This is a genomic window from Streptomyces sp. NPDC001604 (assembly GCF_042893475.1).
Lineage (GTDB): Bacteria > Actinomycetota > Actinomycetes > Streptomycetales > Streptomycetaceae > Streptomyces.
This window is the reverse complement of sequence record NZ_JBIAUY010000005.1, coordinates 144799-161045: the sequence shown is the minus strand read 5'-3', so window position 1 is coordinate 161045 and position 16247 is coordinate 144799. Positions and strand designations below refer to the sequence as shown.

At 71.5% G+C, this 16247-nt stretch carries 15 protein-coding genes; 9 read left to right on the top strand and 6 right to left on the bottom strand.

Features of this window, described 5'->3' with window-relative positions:
- Positions 1-91: 91 nt before the first annotated feature.
- A complete protein-coding gene (locus ACFY1E_RS16665) occupies positions 92-1018 on the bottom strand; it encodes a LysR family transcriptional regulator (RefSeq protein WP_389076294.1) in 927 nt (308 codons plus the stop codon).
- 106 nt (positions 1019-1124) lie between these two features.
- On the opposite strand from ACFY1E_RS16665, the gene ACFY1E_RS16660 reads away from it, so the two are divergent.
- On the top strand, positions 1125-1949 hold the full coding sequence (locus ACFY1E_RS16660; RefSeq protein ID WP_389076293.1) for an SDR family NAD(P)-dependent oxidoreductase: 825 nt from the start codon (positions 1125-1127) through the stop codon (positions 1947-1949).
- A gap of 234 nt (positions 1950-2183) precedes the next feature.
- Here ACFY1E_RS16660 and ACFY1E_RS16655 read toward each other — a convergent pair whose 3' ends face one another.
- Entirely contained in the window at positions 2184-3164 is a 981-nt protein-coding gene (locus ACFY1E_RS16655; RefSeq protein ID WP_389076290.1) for an SMP-30/gluconolactonase/LRE family protein, read from the bottom strand.
- Between the two features lie 137 nt (positions 3165-3301).
- On the opposite strand from ACFY1E_RS16655, the gene ACFY1E_RS16650 reads away from it, so the two are divergent.
- The 7 genes from ACFY1E_RS16650 (at position 3302) to ACFY1E_RS16620 (ending at position 10338) form a co-directional block, all read left to right on the top strand.
- Positions 3302-3748: a MarR family winged helix-turn-helix transcriptional regulator gene (locus ACFY1E_RS16650; RefSeq protein WP_389076288.1), complete on the top strand. Its 447-nt coding sequence runs from the start codon at positions 3302-3304 to the stop codon at positions 3746-3748.
- A 111-nt stretch (positions 3749-3859) separates the two neighbouring features.
- Complete coding sequence (locus ACFY1E_RS16645) at positions 3860-4978, top strand: DUF4190 domain-containing protein (RefSeq protein WP_389076285.1); 1119 nt, start codon at positions 3860-3862, stop codon at positions 4976-4978.
- A gap of 147 nt (positions 4979-5125) precedes the next feature.
- Positions 5126-5878 carry a GntR family transcriptional regulator gene (locus ACFY1E_RS16640; RefSeq protein WP_351462160.1) on the top strand — a complete coding sequence of 251 codons (753 nt, stop codon included), beginning with the start codon at positions 5126-5128 and terminating at the stop codon, positions 5876-5878.
- A 352-nt stretch (positions 5879-6230) separates the two neighbouring features.
- Positions 6231-6431 carry an SPOR domain-containing protein gene (locus ACFY1E_RS16635; RefSeq protein ID WP_344405510.1) on the top strand — a complete coding sequence of 67 codons (201 nt, stop codon included), beginning with the start codon at positions 6231-6233 and terminating at the stop codon, positions 6429-6431.
- Between the two features lie 19 nt (positions 6432-6450).
- The gene (locus ACFY1E_RS16630) at positions 6451-6861 is read left to right on the top strand and encodes a (deoxy)nucleoside triphosphate pyrophosphohydrolase (RefSeq protein WP_389076282.1); all 411 of its coding nucleotides are present in this window, start codon (positions 6451-6453) and stop codon (positions 6859-6861) included.
- A gap of 129 nt (positions 6862-6990) precedes the next feature.
- Positions 6991-7398: an ATP-binding protein gene (locus ACFY1E_RS16625; RefSeq protein ID WP_389076942.1), complete on the top strand. Its 408-nt coding sequence runs from the start codon at positions 6991-6993 to the stop codon at positions 7396-7398.
- Between the two features lie 273 nt (positions 7399-7671).
- Positions 7672-10338: a SpoIIE family protein phosphatase gene (locus ACFY1E_RS16620; RefSeq protein WP_389076280.1), complete on the top strand. Its 2667-nt coding sequence runs from the start codon at positions 7672-7674 to the stop codon at positions 10336-10338.
- Positions 10339-10489: 151 nt separating this feature from the next.
- Here ACFY1E_RS16620 and ACFY1E_RS16615 read toward each other — a convergent pair whose 3' ends face one another.
- Entirely contained in the window at positions 10490-11110 is a 621-nt protein-coding gene (locus ACFY1E_RS16615; RefSeq protein WP_389076278.1) for a hypothetical protein, read from the bottom strand.
- Positions 11111-11440: 330 nt separating this feature from the next.
- Here ACFY1E_RS16615 and ACFY1E_RS16610 point away from each other — a divergent pair, with 330 nt between their 5' ends.
- On the top strand, positions 11441-12646 hold the full coding sequence (locus tag ACFY1E_RS16610) for a hypothetical protein (protein ID WP_389076276.1): 1206 nt from the start codon (positions 11441-11443) through the stop codon (positions 12644-12646).
- A 22-nt stretch (positions 12647-12668) separates the two neighbouring features.
- On the opposite strand, the gene ACFY1E_RS16605 is transcribed toward ACFY1E_RS16610, so the two are convergent.
- From ACFY1E_RS16605 to ACFY1E_RS16595, 3 genes are read right to left on the bottom strand one after another with little or no spacing between them, the layout of a single operon-like run.
- Positions 12669-13439 carry a succinate dehydrogenase/fumarate reductase iron-sulfur subunit gene (locus tag ACFY1E_RS16605; protein ID WP_389076275.1) on the bottom strand — a complete coding sequence of 257 codons (771 nt, stop codon included), beginning with the start codon at positions 13437-13439 and terminating at the stop codon, positions 12669-12671.
- Positions 13436-15403: a fumarate reductase/succinate dehydrogenase flavoprotein subunit gene (locus ACFY1E_RS16600; RefSeq protein ID WP_389076272.1), complete on the bottom strand. Its 1968-nt coding sequence runs from the start codon at positions 15401-15403 to the stop codon at positions 13436-13438. Before ACFY1E_RS16600 ends, ACFY1E_RS16605 begins: the two co-directional genes overlap by 4 nt.
- A gap of 16 nt (positions 15404-15419) precedes the next feature.
- On the bottom strand, positions 15420-16241 hold the full coding sequence (locus ACFY1E_RS16595; RefSeq protein WP_389076271.1) for a hypothetical protein: 822 nt from the start codon (positions 16239-16241) through the stop codon (positions 15420-15422).
- Between the last annotated feature and the right edge of the window lie 6 nt (positions 16242-16247).

Here is a 16247-nt window from a genome sequence, read left to right as displayed (position 1 = left end):
GTAGCGGCTCGGCTAGGCCCGGGCCACGAGGTCATCAAGGGGTCACCGCCCCGGACCTGCGACCCCGTGTGCATACGGAGGGCGCGGACGCTCACGCGGTCTCATTGCCGCCGGCCTGCTCCGTCACCCGGCGGCAGGCTTCCGCGTACGCCCGTACCAGCGGCCTGTGGTCCCCCTTGCGCCAGGCCAGCACATACCGGCTGGGTGCGAGTCCGCGGACCGGCCGGGTCACCACGCCGCCGAGGGTGATCAGCGGGACGTTGCCCACCGCCACCAGGCAGACGCCGAGGCCCGCGACCAGGGCCTCGTACGTCTCCTCCGTGCTGGCGACCTCCGCGCCGATGCGGGGGAGCCGGTCCGCGCGCTCCTCGGCCGCCAGCCAGTAGTCCCGCAGCGGCCCCGCGCTCTTCGGCAGGGCCAGGAAGGGTTCCTCGGCCAGGTCCGTGAAGTCGATCTCGGGGCGGGAGGCGAGCGGGTGGGTGTCGGGGAGGGCGACCAGGCGGGGCTCCTCGGCGACGACCGTCCAGGCGTAGCGTTCCTGGCCGGGCAGGGGCAGCCAGACGAAGGCCATGTCCGTGTCGCCGTCCGCCAGGCCCGCGGTCGGGTCGTCCCAGCTCACCTGGCGCAGACGGACTGCCGCCTCCGGATGCGAGGCGGTGAAGCGGGAGCGGATCGCGGGCAGCAGACCGCCGCGGCCGGGGCTGGTGCTCATGCCCACCACCAGGGTGCTGCGCTGCGCCGCCCGCGCCTCCGCGACCACGGACGCACCCTGCGCCCAGGCGTCCAGCACCCGCCGGGCGTGCGGCAGCAGCGCCGCTCCCTCCGCGGTGAGCGCCACGCCGTGCCGGTCGCGCCGCAGCAGCTCCACCCCCAACTGCCGCTCCAGCGCCCGGATCTGCTTGCTCAGCGCGGGCTGCGAGACGTACAAGCGCTCGGCCGCGCGCGTGAAGTGCAGCTCCTCGGCGACCGTGACGAAGTACCGCAGGTCCCGCACATGAACGTCCGCCGTCATAGCCATCGGTTGTCACCGTAGGTCTTGGACGGGCAACTCGCCACAGGAGCAGCCTGGTTCAGGAGTTGCCCAGGGAGGCACTCGCAGCGTTGCTCGGAGAGGGTGGGTTGTCGTGAACAAGGTGTGGCTGATCACCGGTGCCAGCAGCGGACTCGGGCGGGCCATCGCCGAGGCGGCCGTAGCCGACGGTGACGTCGTGGTGGGCGCCGCGCGGCGGCCCGAGGGGCTGGACGACCTCGTGGCCGCCCACCCCGACCAGGTCGAGGCGCTGCGCCTGGACGTCGCCGACACGGCCGCCGCCGAACCGGCGGTACGGGACGTGGTGGCGCGGCACGGGCGGATCGACGTCTTGGTCAACAACGCCGGACGCGGCCATGTCGGTGCCTTCGAGGAGACCACCGACGACGAGCTGCGCGCCCTGTTCGACGTGCACGTGTTCGGCCCGGCCGCGCTGGTGCGCGCCGTACTGCCGTACATGCGCTCGCGGCGCTCGGGCGCGATCGTGCAGATGAGCAGCATGGGCGGGCAGACTTCCTACCCGGGCTTCTCGGCGTACAGCGGGACGAAGTTCGCCCTGGAGGGCATGTCCGAGGCGCTCGCGGGCGAGGTCGCCGAGTACGGCATCAAGGTCCTCGTCGTCGAGCCGGGCGCCTTCCGTACGGCGCTGTACGACGGGACGCAGGCCAGTGCCGACGGCGGGGCGTACGCCACGGTGGGCGGTACTCGCGCGATGGTCGACGCCGGCTTCGACGAGCGGGCGGGCGACCCGGCCAAGGCGGCGGCGCTCATCCTCGCCGCGCTGGAGGCGGGACAGACCCCGCTGCGCCTGCCGCTCGGCGACGACGGTGTGAGTGCGGTCCTCGACCACCTCGACCAGGTACGCGACGACGTCCTCGCCTGGGAGAAGCGCACCCGCCGCACGGGCTTCCGCGACTGAGCCGTCTCCTCCCGGCGCCCGCCCCGCCGAGGCGCGAACGCGGCGCCGGGCAGTCGGGATCCATCCTGGTCGCCCGGCTCGGCGGATTTCGGGACGGCACCGGATGATCGCCGCAGCTCGCACCGGCTCGCCTCGTGCATGGCCCGCGCGAGGCGCACTGGGCGGCCTCGACGGCCCAGCCGCAGCCACCCCTCGGTGGCGCCAGGCCGCCCGCCCGGCCCGCCGGGCCGGTCCTCAGATCCCGTCCACCCACGCCACGGTGAACGGCTCCTCGGGCACCCCCGGCCCCATCGGCCCGCCCTTGTCGAACTGCGAGCGGACGACCAGCAGCCGGCCGTGGGTGCGGGCGAGCGTGGTCGGGATCTGCAGGGCGGTGTCGGTGAACTGCCGCTCCAGGCGGGCCGAGGTGCCGTCCGGGGACAGCCGCCAGCGGCTGAGGGCGTTGGTGGCGTTGTGCGCGGCCCACAGCGTGCCGTGCGCCAGCTCCAGGCCGTCGCCGTGCTTCAAGTCACCGCCGTCCAGGGCCACTTGGCTTATGGACCCGGAGGCCGTGTTCACCCGGTACAGACCGCCGCCCGTCATGTCGACGGCGAGCAGGTACCGCCCCGACGGGTCGACGACTATGCCGTTGAGGAGGAACCCCTCGGAGGGGGCCACGGCGCTCAGGTCGTAGGCGGCGTCGAGCGTCGCGCTGCCGCCGCGGGCGCGGCCCAGGTCGGCCGGGGTGACGCGGTAGACCACCGGGCGGGAGCTGTCGGTGAGGTAGGCCGTGCCGTCAGGGCCGAGCGCCAGGTCGTTGACGAAGGAGGGGCTGCTGCCGGGGACGGTGAAGCGCGCGAGCAGGGCACGGGTGCGCAGGTCGTAGACGTCCACCCCGGCGGTGGAGTCGATGACCCACAGACGCCCGGCCCGGTCGGCCTTCAGGCCGTTGGCGGTGGTACGGCCGTCGGTGCCGGACGGGAGGAAGACCTCGGCCGCACGGCTGCCGCGCACGGCCCGGTACACCGCACCCGTCGTGTACGAGCCGACGTAGGCGTCACCGGTGCGCGCGTCCAGCGCGATGCCTTCGGGATAGGCGCGGGCCTCGGGCAGCGTGAAGGCGGTGCTGATGCGGGGTGGGGCGGCGGCGCGGGCGGCCGTCGCCGGAAGCGCCACGGCGCCGGCCAGTGCGGCGGCGGTGGTCAGGAAGGTGCGGCGGTGGATCGAACGGGACACGTCGGTGCCTCTCGTTTCAGGTCGATTCGGTACTCACTTCCTTGCGTGTATGAACGTAGATTAGAACTCTAATCCTCGTCAATGCATTAACGGACGGCTGTATGTTGATCGTTGAATGGGGCCGCTACCATGCGGAGATGACGTCCATGCCCGTGTCCGAGCGCCTCGGCTCCCACCTCAAGCGGGCCGAACAGGCTCTCAGCGCGACCAAGGCGGCCGTCCTCAAACCGGCCGGTGTGACGGTGGCGCAGTACTCGGCGCTCCTCCACCTCTCCGAGAACCCCGGTATCTCGGCCGCGGCCCTGGCCCGCCTGTGCGGGGTCACCCCGCCGACGATGAACACGGTCCTGAACAACCTCCAGGACCGCGCCCTGATCGAACGAACCCCCCACGAGTGGCACAAGAACGTCCTGGAGACCCGTCTCACCGACGAGGGCCGCGCGGTGATGGCCGACGCGGACGCCCGCGCCGTACGGGTCGAACGGGCCCTGGCCGCCGAGTTCACGGACGAGGAACGCGAGGCGCTGACCGGGCTGCTGGAGCGGTGTGTGGCACTGCTGGAGACGGAGCGCGGGCGGGCGTAACGGAGGCAGGGGGTCCTCTTCTCCTCACCGCGCGCTTACCATGCGCCCAGTCGTACGAGTTCCGTACGCCCGTTCTGTGCGTCAGTCGTCCGAACCAGGAGCACGGCAGCCGTGTCCACACCACCCCCGCCTCCCGGGCCGTACCCGTACCAGCCCTGGGGGCAGGGCTACCGCCCGTACAGCACGCCGGCGCCGGTCAACGGGGTCGCCATCGCCGCCCTGGTGCTCGGCATCCTTTGCTGCGTCCCGGCCCTCGGGCTGCTGCTCGGGCTGGTCGCGCTGCGCCAGATCAGGAGGACCGGCGAGCGGGGACGCGCGATGGCCGTCACCGGTGCCGTCCTCTCCGCTCTCGGGCTCGTGCTGTGGGTGGCGGTGCCGGTCGGCGGCGCCGCGCTCGACGGCTGGGTGAAGGGCGCCGCACGCGACCACGGCAGCGCCTACTCCCTCACCAAGGGCGAGTGCTTCGACTCCCCGAGCGGTTCCCTGGAGGGCGTGGCCTACGACGTCGACAAGGTGCCCTGCGCCGGCCGACACGACGCCGAGGTCTTCGCCACCTTCCGGATGCCGGGCGGCGCCGACTACCCCGGCGACGGCGAGATCACGGACGCCGCCGACACCAGGTGCTACGCACTGCGCTACGGCTACGCCATGGACGCCTGGGCCATGCCCGAGGACGTCGACGTGTACTACCTGACGCCGAGCCGGCAGAGCTGGCGCTACGGCGACCGCGAGGTCACCTGCCTGTTCGGCAACACCGACGAGAAAGCCGGTATCGAGGGTTCGCTGCGCAACGACGAGCAGACCCTGAACGCCGACCAGGCCGCCTATCTCAAGGCCGTCGACGTCGAGAACGCCGCCCTGGACCGGCAGCCCACGGACAGCCCCGACGACGATCTGCGGGCCAACCGCCAGTGGGCCGGACAGATGTCGGCCGCGCTCACCGAGGAGGCCCGGATGCTGCACGGCCACTCCTGGCCGGCCGCTGCGCGGACGCCGGTCGCGAAGGTCGCCGAGGAGGTCGCGGCACGGCGGCAGGAATGGGCGGACGCCGCGAAGGCCGGTGACGCCAACGGCTTCTACGAGCACTACGACCTCGTCATGGCGCTCTCGACACCCGACCGAGCCGTCACCGCCCGCAAGGCTCTGGGCCTGGCCGCCACCCCGCCCGAGTCCAAGGACGCGGGCGACGACGGTAACGGCGGCGGAGGCGCGTCCGAGTTCGAGGTGTGACCACGGCTATAGCGGGGAGAAAGTGCCTGCGTAAAGCCCTCCGCGGACACATGTCATCACATCGAGTGATTCTCTGGCCTTTGCTTGCATGGCACAACCCACGGTTGCCACGCTGTTGCTGTCTGTACAACCTGATGGGAGCGGCCAGTGACTTTCGGTGAGCAGCCGGCGTACCTGCGTGTCGCGGGTGATCTCCGCAAGAAGATCGTCAATGGTTCGCTGCCGCCGCACACCCGACTGCCCTCCCAGGCCAGAATCCGCGAGGAGTACGGCGTCTCGGACACCGTCGCGCTGGAGGCGCGCAAGGTGCTGATGGCGGAGGGCCTGGTCGAGGGCCGCTCCGGGTCGGGGACCTACGTCCGTGAGCGACCGGTGCCCCGCAGCGTGGCCCGCTCCGGGTTCCGCCCGGCCGGCGGCGCCACCCCCTTCCGCCAGGAGCAGGCCGACGGGGAGGGGCGCGGCACCTGGGAGTCCAGCAGCGCCCAGGCCGAGGCGAGCAGCTCCGTCGCGGAGCGGCTCGACATCAAGCCCGGCGACCGCGTGATGTGCACGAGGTACGTCTTCCGCGAGGCCGGCGAGGCGATGATGCTCTCCACCTCCTGGGAGCCCCTCGCGGTCACCGGCCGCACCCCCGTGATGCTTCCCGAGGAGGGGCCGCTCGGCGGCATGGGCGTCGTCGAGCGCATGGCGGCGATCGATGTGATCGTGGACAACGTCACGGAGGAGGTCGGCGCCCGCCCCGGCCTCGCCGAGGAGCTCGTGACCCTCGGCGGCGTCCCCGGTCATGTCGTCCTGGTCATCCAGCGCACCTTCTTCGCCTCGGGCCGCCCCGTGGAGACGGCCGACGTCGTCATCCCCGCTGATCGCTACCGCGTGGCGTACCACCTCCCAGTGAAGTAGCGCACACCTTTACGGCAGTTGACCCCGCCGCCCCCTCGCCGTCACCCCCTCCGCGCGCCCTCGGAACCGGCCCGTCCGCCGCTGGAATCTGGCCGTTCTCGCAGGTCGTCCCATGCATGCCCGCCATGCCGCTGACCGGATGCGTCGACGCCCGCGCGCGGCGCATTCGATTCCGTGCGCCCCCCTCGTTCTGGCCGGTTGCGTACCTCTTTGTGAAAAGGCGTGTTCGCTGCGTAAAGGTAAGGCGTAGGCTCGGGCATATGCGGATTGCGGTTTCCTTACAGGGTGGGGCACGGCACGAACCGCGGGCGAGGAGCGGTCGGGCCGGGGTGGGAAGGAGCGGTGGGGCGCGATGAACGACGGCACGATCACGCTTCCCTGGCTCGTCATTCGGCAGGACGACAACGGCAATCGCTACCGCGTGGGCCGGTACGCGACCCGCGCCGAGGCCCAGAAGATCGCGGACAGCCTCGACGACCGCGGACACAAGCAGCTGTACTGGGTCGAGCGCATAGGCCAGAACGGGCAGAACGGATCAGCAGCGGCCAACTGACTCCCGTAGGCTCCCCCGCATGACCGAACGGATCGTGGTGGTGGGCGCCGCCCTGTTCGACGGCGACCGCCTGCTCGCCGCGCGCCGCAGCGCACCTCCCGAACTCGCCGGCCGCTGGGAACTCCCGGGCGGCAAGGTCGAACCGGGCGAGGCCCCCGAGGCGGCCCTCGTACGCGAACTGCGAGAAGAACTCGGCGTGGACGCCGACCCCGTGGCCCGTGTACCGGGCGAGTGGCCCCTGAAGTCCCCGTACGTCCTCCAGGTGTGGACGGCCCGCCTGCGCCCGGATTCCGCCGCCCCCGAGCCGCTCCAGGACCACGACGAACTGCGCTGGCTCACCGGGGACGAGCTGTGGACGGTGCCCTGGCTGGACCAGGACGTCGAGGCGGTCCGCGAGCTGACCGTCCTCCAAGGGCGCGGGGCTGTGTAGGTATGGGCCATAGGCGCCCTGCACCCCCGCGGAGCAAGCTCCCGCCGTGGACGGTACTGCATCCCCGATATCGGGTATGTGCCCATTAACCCCACGAAACCGGACAAGGGTGGGCTTCTGGCCTGGGAAGTGATCGGCGTGATCGACACAGAAGGTGACTGTGCCGAGTGGAGCTTCCCCGCGGAACCGGGAGCCGCCCGCAGTGCCCGCGTCGCCGTCCGCGGCCAGCTGCGCACCTGGGAGCTCGACGTCCTTGGAGATCTCACGGCCCTGCTGGTCAGCGAGCTGGTGACCAACTCGCTGCGGCATGCCACCGGACCCATCGGCGTACGCCTCGTACGGCCCGCAGGCCTGGAGGACGTCCTCCTGGTGGAGGTCTCCGACCCGCTGCCCGACCCGCCGCGCGAACGCGTCGCCCGCCCTGAGGACGAGAGCGGCCGCGGGCTGCAGCTCGTCGCCCACTCCTCGCGTCGCTGGGGGACCCGGCCCGGCGAGGCGGGCAAGACGGTGTGGTTCGAACTGACCCTGCCCGGCTGAGCCCGTGCCCGGTCCGGCCCCTCGGACGCTGTACGCGAACACCCACCCTGTAGACCGACCGGATCAGGCCGGTGGCAGTGTCCGGCGAGCGGGGTTCGACGAGGTGTCGGCTGGTTAGAAGACTGGGAGTGTTGTCGCAGCCGGGACCGAAAACCGTCGGGACCGTGCTGTGATCGTGAACACCGTGTTGTGCGGCACCGTAGTGCTGGATACTGCGGGCAGCCGCCCCCGGTGACCGGTGCCGGGCGCGGTGAGCTGGAGGGGACGGTTCGCGTGAGCGAGATACCAGCGAAGGCCACGGAGTCCGAGGACCCGTCGGACGGCGCGAGGGCAAAGGCCGCGGGTGATGCCGCGGCCGATGTGACGAGCGGGACGGCGGGCGGGACGGCCCTGTCCGCCTTCGACGGAACCCACGGAACACCTCACGGTGACGCCATGTGGCAGAGCAGTCCACCCGGCTCCATCTACGACTACATCAAGGTCGCGTCCTTCTCCATCGGCCCGGACGGGCTCGTCGACCAGTGGAGTCTGCGCGCCGAGCAGCTCTTCGGGATCCCCGCCGAGCGCGCGGTCGGCATGGACCCCATCGAGGCGTTCATCGACCCGGACCTGCGGGAGCAGGGTCAGCGCAAGATGGCCGAGATCCTCGACGGGCGGGAGTGGACCGGAGTGGTCCCGTTCCGTCAGCCCGGTGCGACGGCCGGGGAGATCGGGCGGGAGGGGCTCGCCGAGGTCTATGTGATGCCGACGCGGACCGAGGAGGGCGAGAAGGCCGCCGTCTGCATCGTGGTCGACGTACGCACCCTGCGCAGCATCGAGACCGACCTTGCCGCCTCGCAGTCGATTTTCGGTCAATCTCCTTTCGGTTTCCTTCTGATCGACCCCGACCTGCGGGTCCGCCGCGTCAACGAGCAGTTTGCGAACACCTTCGGCGGCACGCCCGACGACCATCGCGGCCGCGGCGTCCACGACTATCTGCAGCGACCCGAGGCCGAGCGGGTCGCGGCGACCCTGCGCCGGGTCCTGGAGACCGGCAACTCCATCACGGACATGCACGTCACGGGCTTCGTGCCGGGTTCCGAGGAGCGCCGGCACTGGTCCATCAACCTGTACCGCGTGCACAGCGGCTCCGGGCGCCCCATCGGCGTCGCATGGCTCGGAACCGACATCACCTCCCGCCGCGCCGCGGCCCGCGAAGCCGCTGCCGCGCGGCGCAATCTCGCCCTTCTCAACGAGGCGGGCGCCCGCATCGGCAACTCCCTCGACCTGGAGACCACGGCCCGCGAACTCCTCGACGTCGTCGTCCCCGGCTTCTGCGACCTCGCCACGGTCGACCTCTACCAGGGGCTGCTGGCGGGCGACGAGACCCCGCCGGGCCTCGCCGACGGCAGCGCGGAGCTGCGCCGGGTCGCCTTCGCCAGCGCGGTCTCCGACGCGCCGTTCGTCGGGGGCGGTGCGCCCGTCGCCGTCGGCGCGGTCCACCACTACCCCTTCAACTCCCCCTGTGCGGACGCCCTGCGCACCGCCCGCCCCCAGCTCGTCCCCGCCGAGGAGGGCGGCCTCGTCCAGTCCACGCTGGCCGTCCCGATGGTCGCCCACGACACCGTCGTGGGACTCGCGCAGTTCGCCCGTACGAAGGGCAGCGAGCCGTTCGGGGACCGGGACCGGGATCTGGCGGTGGAGCTCGCGGCGCGCGCCGCCGTCTGCATCGACAACGCGCGTCTGTACCGCCGTGAGCACGAACGCGCCCTGATACTGCAGCGGTCGCTGCTCCCGCCGGGCGACCCGGTGGCCTCCGGCCTGGACATCGCCTGCCGCTATCTGCCGGGCAACTCCTCCGCCGACCGCCCCAGCGAGGTCGGCGGCGACTGGTTCGACGTGATCGAACTGCCGGGGCACCGCACGGCGTTGGTGGTCGGGGACGTCATGGGCCGCGGACTGCGGGCGGCGGTGGCGATGGGCGAACTCCGTTCGGCGGTACGGACACTCGCGCTGCTCGACCTCGAACCGGCGGAAGTGCTGAGCGCGTTGGACGAGATCGCCCGGGGCCTCGGCGCGCCCGGCGGTGTCCAGCAGGCCACCCGCGCGGCCCGCCGCCCCCGCGAGGCGGACCTCTCCGAGGTGTACCTCGCCACCTGCGTCTACGCGGTCTACGACTCCGTCACGCGTCGCTGCACGTTCGCCAACGCGGGTCATCTGCCGCCCGTGCTGGTCGAGCCCGGCGAGGACGCGCTGATGCTCGACGTGCCGCCGGGCATGCCGCTGGGCGTCGGCGGGGAGCCCTTCGAGGAGGTGGAGGTCGAACTACCCGAAGGTGCACTGTTGGCGCTCTACACGGATGGACTGGTCGAAAGCCGCGACCACCCCCTGGACGAGGGCCTCCAGGCGTTCGTCGGCGCGCTCACGGACCCCTCCGCGCCCCTGGAGGACGTCTGCGACCAGGTCCTCAACACCCTCGACACCCACCACGGCGAGGACGACATCGCGCTGCTGATGGCCCGCGTCCAGGGCCTGCCCGCCGATTCCGTCGGCGACTGGACGCTGCCGCGGGAGCCGCGCAGTGTGGGCAGAGCCCGGGAGTACGCCCGCGGGCAGCTGCTGTCCTGGGACCTCGAACCCCTCGTCGACACCACGGAGCTGCTGGTCAGCGAGCTGGTCACCAACGCCCTGCGGTACGGCGAGGGTGAGATAAGACTGCGGCTGCTGTTGGACCGCACGCTGGTCTGCGAGGTCTGGGACTCCGGCCTCGTCCAGCCCCGCCGCCGGCGCGCCCGCGACACCGACGAGGGCGGCCGGGGCCTCCAGCTGGTCGGCCTCCTCAGCGCGGCGTGGGGCTCCCGCCGTACGCCGCGCGGCAAGACGGTGTGGTTCGAACTGCCGCTGCCGGACGGGGAGACGGGGCTGGCGGATCCGGCGGAGGCGCTGCTGAGTCTGTTTTGACCGGGGTGCGCCTGTTGGGTGCGGGGTTCCTGTTGTCGGGCGACTGCCGGTGCGTTGTGGCTGGTCGCGCAGTTCCCCGCGCCCCTTTGGGCGCGGTCCGCTGGTCGCGTCCGCGCGGCGGAGCCGCATGCCGACACAGCCCCGCGCCCCTTCATCGCGGGGTCGCGGCCCGGCGGGCATGAGTGCGGGGTCCGCCGAAGCTCGATGGTGAGTCATCGCTCAGCAGCACCCCACTGAGAACCGCCCCCGCGGCGCCGCTCTCGTGCTCGGCCGCCCCTGCGGCCGGGTTGCCGTGGAGCCGTACGTCGCGTTCGGCGAGTTCGTGGGCCCGGCGGGCCAGGGCGTCGGCGGTGAGGAGGTCCGGGGGCTCCTCGGTGAGCAGCCGCTGCGCCTCCGCCAGCCGGGTGCGCGCCGTGCTGCCGACGGCGCCCCGGTGTGTCGTGACGAAGGCGTCGGCCTCGGCCACGGCACTGCGTGCGACCAGCGACGCGGCGGCCGACAGCACCCCGGCCCGCCCCACGCCCACCGGCAGGAGCCCCCGCACCAGCAGCCGGAGGGCGGCGAGCGGGTCGTACGGCCCGGCGGTCAGCTCTTCTCGTACGGCCGTCAGGACGAGGTCGGCGTGTGCGGCGCGGGCGTGCAGTTCCCCGGCGGGGACGTCTCCCGCGCCCGTCCGCGCGCTCGCGAGCCCCGCCTCCGCCCCGGTGAGCGCGGCCGGCAGCAACTCCGCGGCCGAGGCCAGAGCGGCGGCGAGCCGCTCGATGCCGGTCACGCAGTACCAGATCGGCGGCCGACGTCCCGTTCTGCTCCGGCGCGGCGGCGCTCGCGGCGGCCGGATGCGCAGGGGCGGCCGGAACCGGCACCTCACTGTTGATCGTCATCCACGGCAACACCAGCCACACCACCGCGGCCAGCCCGCCCACCACGGTGTGCAGCACCCGCACGGATATGTGAGCGGTGGCCCGCCGCGGCCGGCCCCGAATCAAGGGTGACGTCACATTTCGGAGCGTATGAGCAGGAATGCGGCTGCGCGACCGGGGTGGGTCAGGGGTGGGGGAGGCGGGGCTGGACGGGACGGGATCGACGAGGGGGAGTGAGTGGGATGGAGCGGGCGCAGCACACGGGGCAAGGGGCGGGGATCGAGCAGGCCGGCGGGACGGGCGAGCCGCTCGCGCCCCCGCACACGCCCGCAGCCGCCGACGGCGAGAACGCCCCACCGGGGCCGCCCGCACCCGACGACGAAAGCAGTACGGGTGGTGCGGGTGGGAACGACAAAGCCGACGGCGAAGCCGAGGCGACAAAGCCGCCGTCCCGCCGATGGCGACGTCTGGCCCTCGCCCTGGTCCTGGCTCTCCTCGTCCCCCTGCTCGCCGCCGAATCCGCCCTCCGCCTCAACTACACCGGCGACCCCGAGGAGGGCACGTACACCAGAAACCGCGACGCCATCTGGCTGGGCCACGCCTGGGTCGACGGCCGCAAGACCGACGCCGACGTCACGGCCCTCGCCGACCGCCTGAAAACCACCGGCATCCGCGACCTGTACGTCCACGCAGGCCCGCTGGAACACAACGGCACCCTCCCCAAGTCCGCGTACAGCAAGGCGACTTGGCTGACAAAAGCCCTGCACGGCCGAGCGCCGCGGCTACGCGTCCAGGCCTGGCTCGGCGACGTACTCGCGACCGAGAGCCCGACGGGCATGCGCCTGGAGCGGCCGGCGACCCGCGCGGCCGTCGTCGCCTCCACCCGCGAGATCCTGGCGGCCGGCTTCGACGGCGTCCACTTCGACCTGGAGCCCCTCCACTCCGGCGACCGCGACTACCTCGCCCTCCTCGACTCCCTCCGCTCCGTCACCCGCGCACACCACGCCCTGTTGTCCGTCGCCGCCCACCAGATCGACCCGCTCCCCGGCTTCCACGCCTTCTGGGGCACGGTCGCCGGGCACCCGAAGTGGTGGTCGCAGAGGTTCTTCGGGCAGGTCGCACGCAGGGTGGACCAGATCGCCGTGATGTCGTACGACACCATGCAGCCGCTGCAGAGCCTGTACGGCGGCTACGTCGCCCAGCAGACCTCGCTCGCCCTGGAGGTCACCCCGCCCACGACCGACCTGCTGATGGGCCTGCCCTTCTACCACGAGAACCGGTTCAGCCACTGGAACCATGCCGAGACCGTCCCGGCCGCCGTCCGCGGCGTGCGCCTCGGCCTGTCCCGCACGGACGCGGACCGGTCCCGCTTCGGTGTCGCGCTCTACGTCGACTTCGCGGCCACGGAGGCGGACTGGAGGGCGTACCGGGACGGCTGGGTCCGCTGACCCCGGCCGTCCCGCCCGAGGCCTACGAAGACCGTCGCCTGATCTTCGACCCCAGCCACACCAACGGGTCGTACTTGCGGTCGACCGCCCGTTCCTTCAACGGAATCAGCGCATTGTCCGTGATCTTGATGCCCTCGGGGCAGACCTCCGTGCAGCACTTGGTGATGTTGCAGTAGCCGAGGCCGTGTTCGTCCTGGGCGGTCTTCTTGCGGTCCAGTCCGGTCTCGGCCGCCGCGTCCAGCGGGTGCATGTCCAGCTCCGCGACCCGCATCAGGAAGCGGGGCCCCGCGAACGCCGTCTTGTTCTCCTCGTGGTCCCGCACCACATGGCAGGTGTCCTGGCACAGGAAGCACTCGATGCACTTGCGGAACTCCTGCGAGCGGTCCACGTCCTCCTGCATCATCCGGTACTCGCCGGGCCCCACACCCTCCGGCGGCACGAACGCGGGCACCTCGCGCGCCTTGGTGTAGTTGAAGCCGACGTCGGTCACCAGATCCCGTACGACCGGGAAGGCGCGCAGGGGCGTGACGGTGATCGTCTCCTCCCGTGTGAACACCGACATCCGTGTCATGCACATCAGCCGCGGCCGCCCGTTGATCTCGGCGGAGCACGAACCGCACTTGCCCGCCTTGCAGTTCCAGCGGACCGCCAGATCAGGGGCCTGGGTGGCCTGGAGGCGGTGGATGATGTCGAGCACCACCTCGCCCTCGTTGACTTCGACCGCGAAGTCCTCCAGGCCGCCGCCCTTCACATCGCCCCGCCAGACCTTGAAGCGGGCCTCGTAGCTGCTCACTCGTACAGCTCCTCTTCGGCGAGGTACTTGACCAGCTCCTCCTTGTCGAAGAGGGCGAGCAGGTCGGCGCGGATGGGTTCGGTGGTCTCACGGGAGAGGGCGATCTGGCCCTGCACGGGGTCCGTCGCCGCAAGGCCGCCCGTGGGGTCGATCAGCTCGCACAGCAGATTGATGTTGCGCCACTTGCGGTCCATCGTCGGATGGTCCTCGCGGGTGTGGCCGCCCCGGGACTCGGTGCGCTCCAGGGCCGCCCGGGCCACGCACTCGCTGACCAGCAGCATGTTCCGCAGGTCCAGCGCGAGATGCCAGCCGGGGTTGAACTGGCGGTGCCCCTCGACACCGGCCCGGCGGGCCCGTACCCGCAGGTCCGCCAGCTTCTGAAGCGCCTGCTCCATCTCGCCCTCGCGGCGGATGATGCCGACGAGGTCGTTCATGGTCTGCTGGAGTTCCTGGTGCAGGGTGTACGGATTCTCCGGCGGGCGGCCGTCGTCCTCGCCCGGCGCGGGGCCCTCGGCGGAGAAGGGGCGCAGCGCCTCCGCGGCCGCGGTGTCGACCTGGACCTCGTCGACGGCGGGACGTTCGAAGGCCATGGCCGCCGAGTACTCGGCCGCGTGCCAGCCCGCCCGGCGTCCGAACACCAGCAGGTCGGAGAGGGAGTTCCCGCCGAGCCGGTTGGAGCCGTGCATGCCTCCCGCGACCTCGCCGGCCGCGAACAGCCCGGGCACCCCGCGCGCGGCGGCGGTGTCGGACTCGACCGCGATGCCGCCCATCACGTAGTGGCAGGTCGGCCCGACCTCCATCGCCTCCGCGGTGATGTCGACGTCCGCCAGCTCCTTGAACTGGTGGTACATGGAGGGCAGCCGGCGCCGGATGACCTCGGCGGGCATCCGCGTCGACACGTCCAGGAAGACACCGCCGTGCGGGGAGCCGCGGCCCGCCTTCACCTCGGAGTTGATCGCGCGGGCGACCTCGTCACGGGGGAGCAGCTCCGGGGGACGCCGGTTGTTGTCCGGGTCCTCGTACCAGCGGTCGCCCTCCTCCTCCGACTCCGCGTACTTCTCCTTGAAGACGTCGGGGATGTAGTCGAACATGAAGCGTTTTCCGTCGGAGTTCCTGAGCACCCCGCCGTCGCCGCGGACCGACTCCGTGACGAGGATGCCCTTGACCGACGGCGGCCAGACCATCCCCGTCGGGTGGAACTGCACGAACTCCATGTTCAGCAGCGGCGCCCCGGCCAGCAGCGCCAGCGCGTGCCCGTCACCCGTGTACTCCCACGAGTTCGACGTGACCTTGAAGGACTTGCCGATGCCGCCCGTCGCGATCACCACGGCAGGGGCTTCCAGGACGAAGAAACGGCCGCTCTCGCGCTCGTAGGCGAAGACACCGGAGACCCGGCTGCCGCCCGCGGCGGAGCCGCTGTCAGACACAGTGAGGACCCGCGTGACCGTGCACTCCTGGAAGACCTTCAGGCGCGACTCGTAGTCGCCGGTCTCGCGGTGGTCCTCCTGCTGGAGGGAGACGATCTTCTGCTGGAGCGTGCGGATCAGTTCCAGGCCGGTGCGGTCGCCGACGTGCGCCAGGCGCGGGTACTCGTGGCCGCCGAAGTTGCGCTGGGAGATCTTTCCTTCCTTCGTACGGTCGAAGAGCGCGCCCCAGGTCTCCAGCTCCCACACCCGGTCCGGGGCCTCCTGCGCGTGCAGCTCGGCCATCCGCCACTGGTTGAGGAACTTGCCGCCGCGCATGGTGTCGCGGAAGTGCACCTGCCAGTTGTCGTGCTCGTTGACATTCGCCATCGCCGCCGCGATGCCGCCCTCGGCCATCACCGTGTGCGCCTTGCCGAACAGCGACTTGCAGATGACTGCCGTACGGGCGCCTCGCTCGCGTGCCTCGATGGCCGCACGCAGCCCGGCACCCCCGGCGCCGACCACGACCACGTCCCACTCCTGGCGGTCGACCACGGACATCAGAAGGCACCCCTCATCAGAAGAATCGCGGATCGTCGAAGGCGCCGGACGCCACCAGATAGACGTAGAAGTCGGCGAGCGCCACGCTCACCAACGACGCCCAGGCGAGCAGCATGTGCCGGGCGTTCAGCTTCCCGACGAACTGCCACGCCTTGTAGCGCACGGGATGCCTGGAGAAGTGTTTGAGCTTGCCGCCGACGATGTGCCGGCAGGAGTGGCAGGAGATCGTGTAGGCCCAGATCAGCGTGATGTTGACCAGGAACACGACCGTGCCGAGGCCCATGTGGCCCCAGTTCTCGTGCGTGTCGCGGAAGGACAGCACCGTGTCGTACGTCAGCACGCCCGCGACCAGGATCGCCGCGTAGAAGAAGTACCGGTGGATGTTCTGCAGGATCAGCGGGAAGCGGGTCTCACCGGTGTACTTCTTGTGCGGCTCGGCCACCGCGCAGGCCGGGGGTGAGGCCCAGAAGCCCCGGTAGTAGGCCTTGCGGTAGTAGTAGCAGGTCAGGCGGAAGCCGAGCGGGAAGATCAGGATGATGATGGCGGGGGAGATGCCCCACCAGCTCCCGAAGAGGTCGGCGTTCGGGCCCGACGGCATGTCCTTGCAGTTCTCCGCAAGACACGGCGAGTAGAACGGGGAGACATACGGCGCCGAGTAGTAGTCCGCGTTCGCGAAGGCCCGCCACGTCGAGTACACGATGAAGGCCAGCAACCCGGCCGCGGTGGCGGCCGGAGCCAGCCACCAGTGGTCGGTCCGCAGATGCGGGGCGTCGATCGCGGCGCGCGTACCGGTGCGTACGCCGCCGCTGTTCAGATGTGGTTCCGTACCAGTGGCCAACTCATG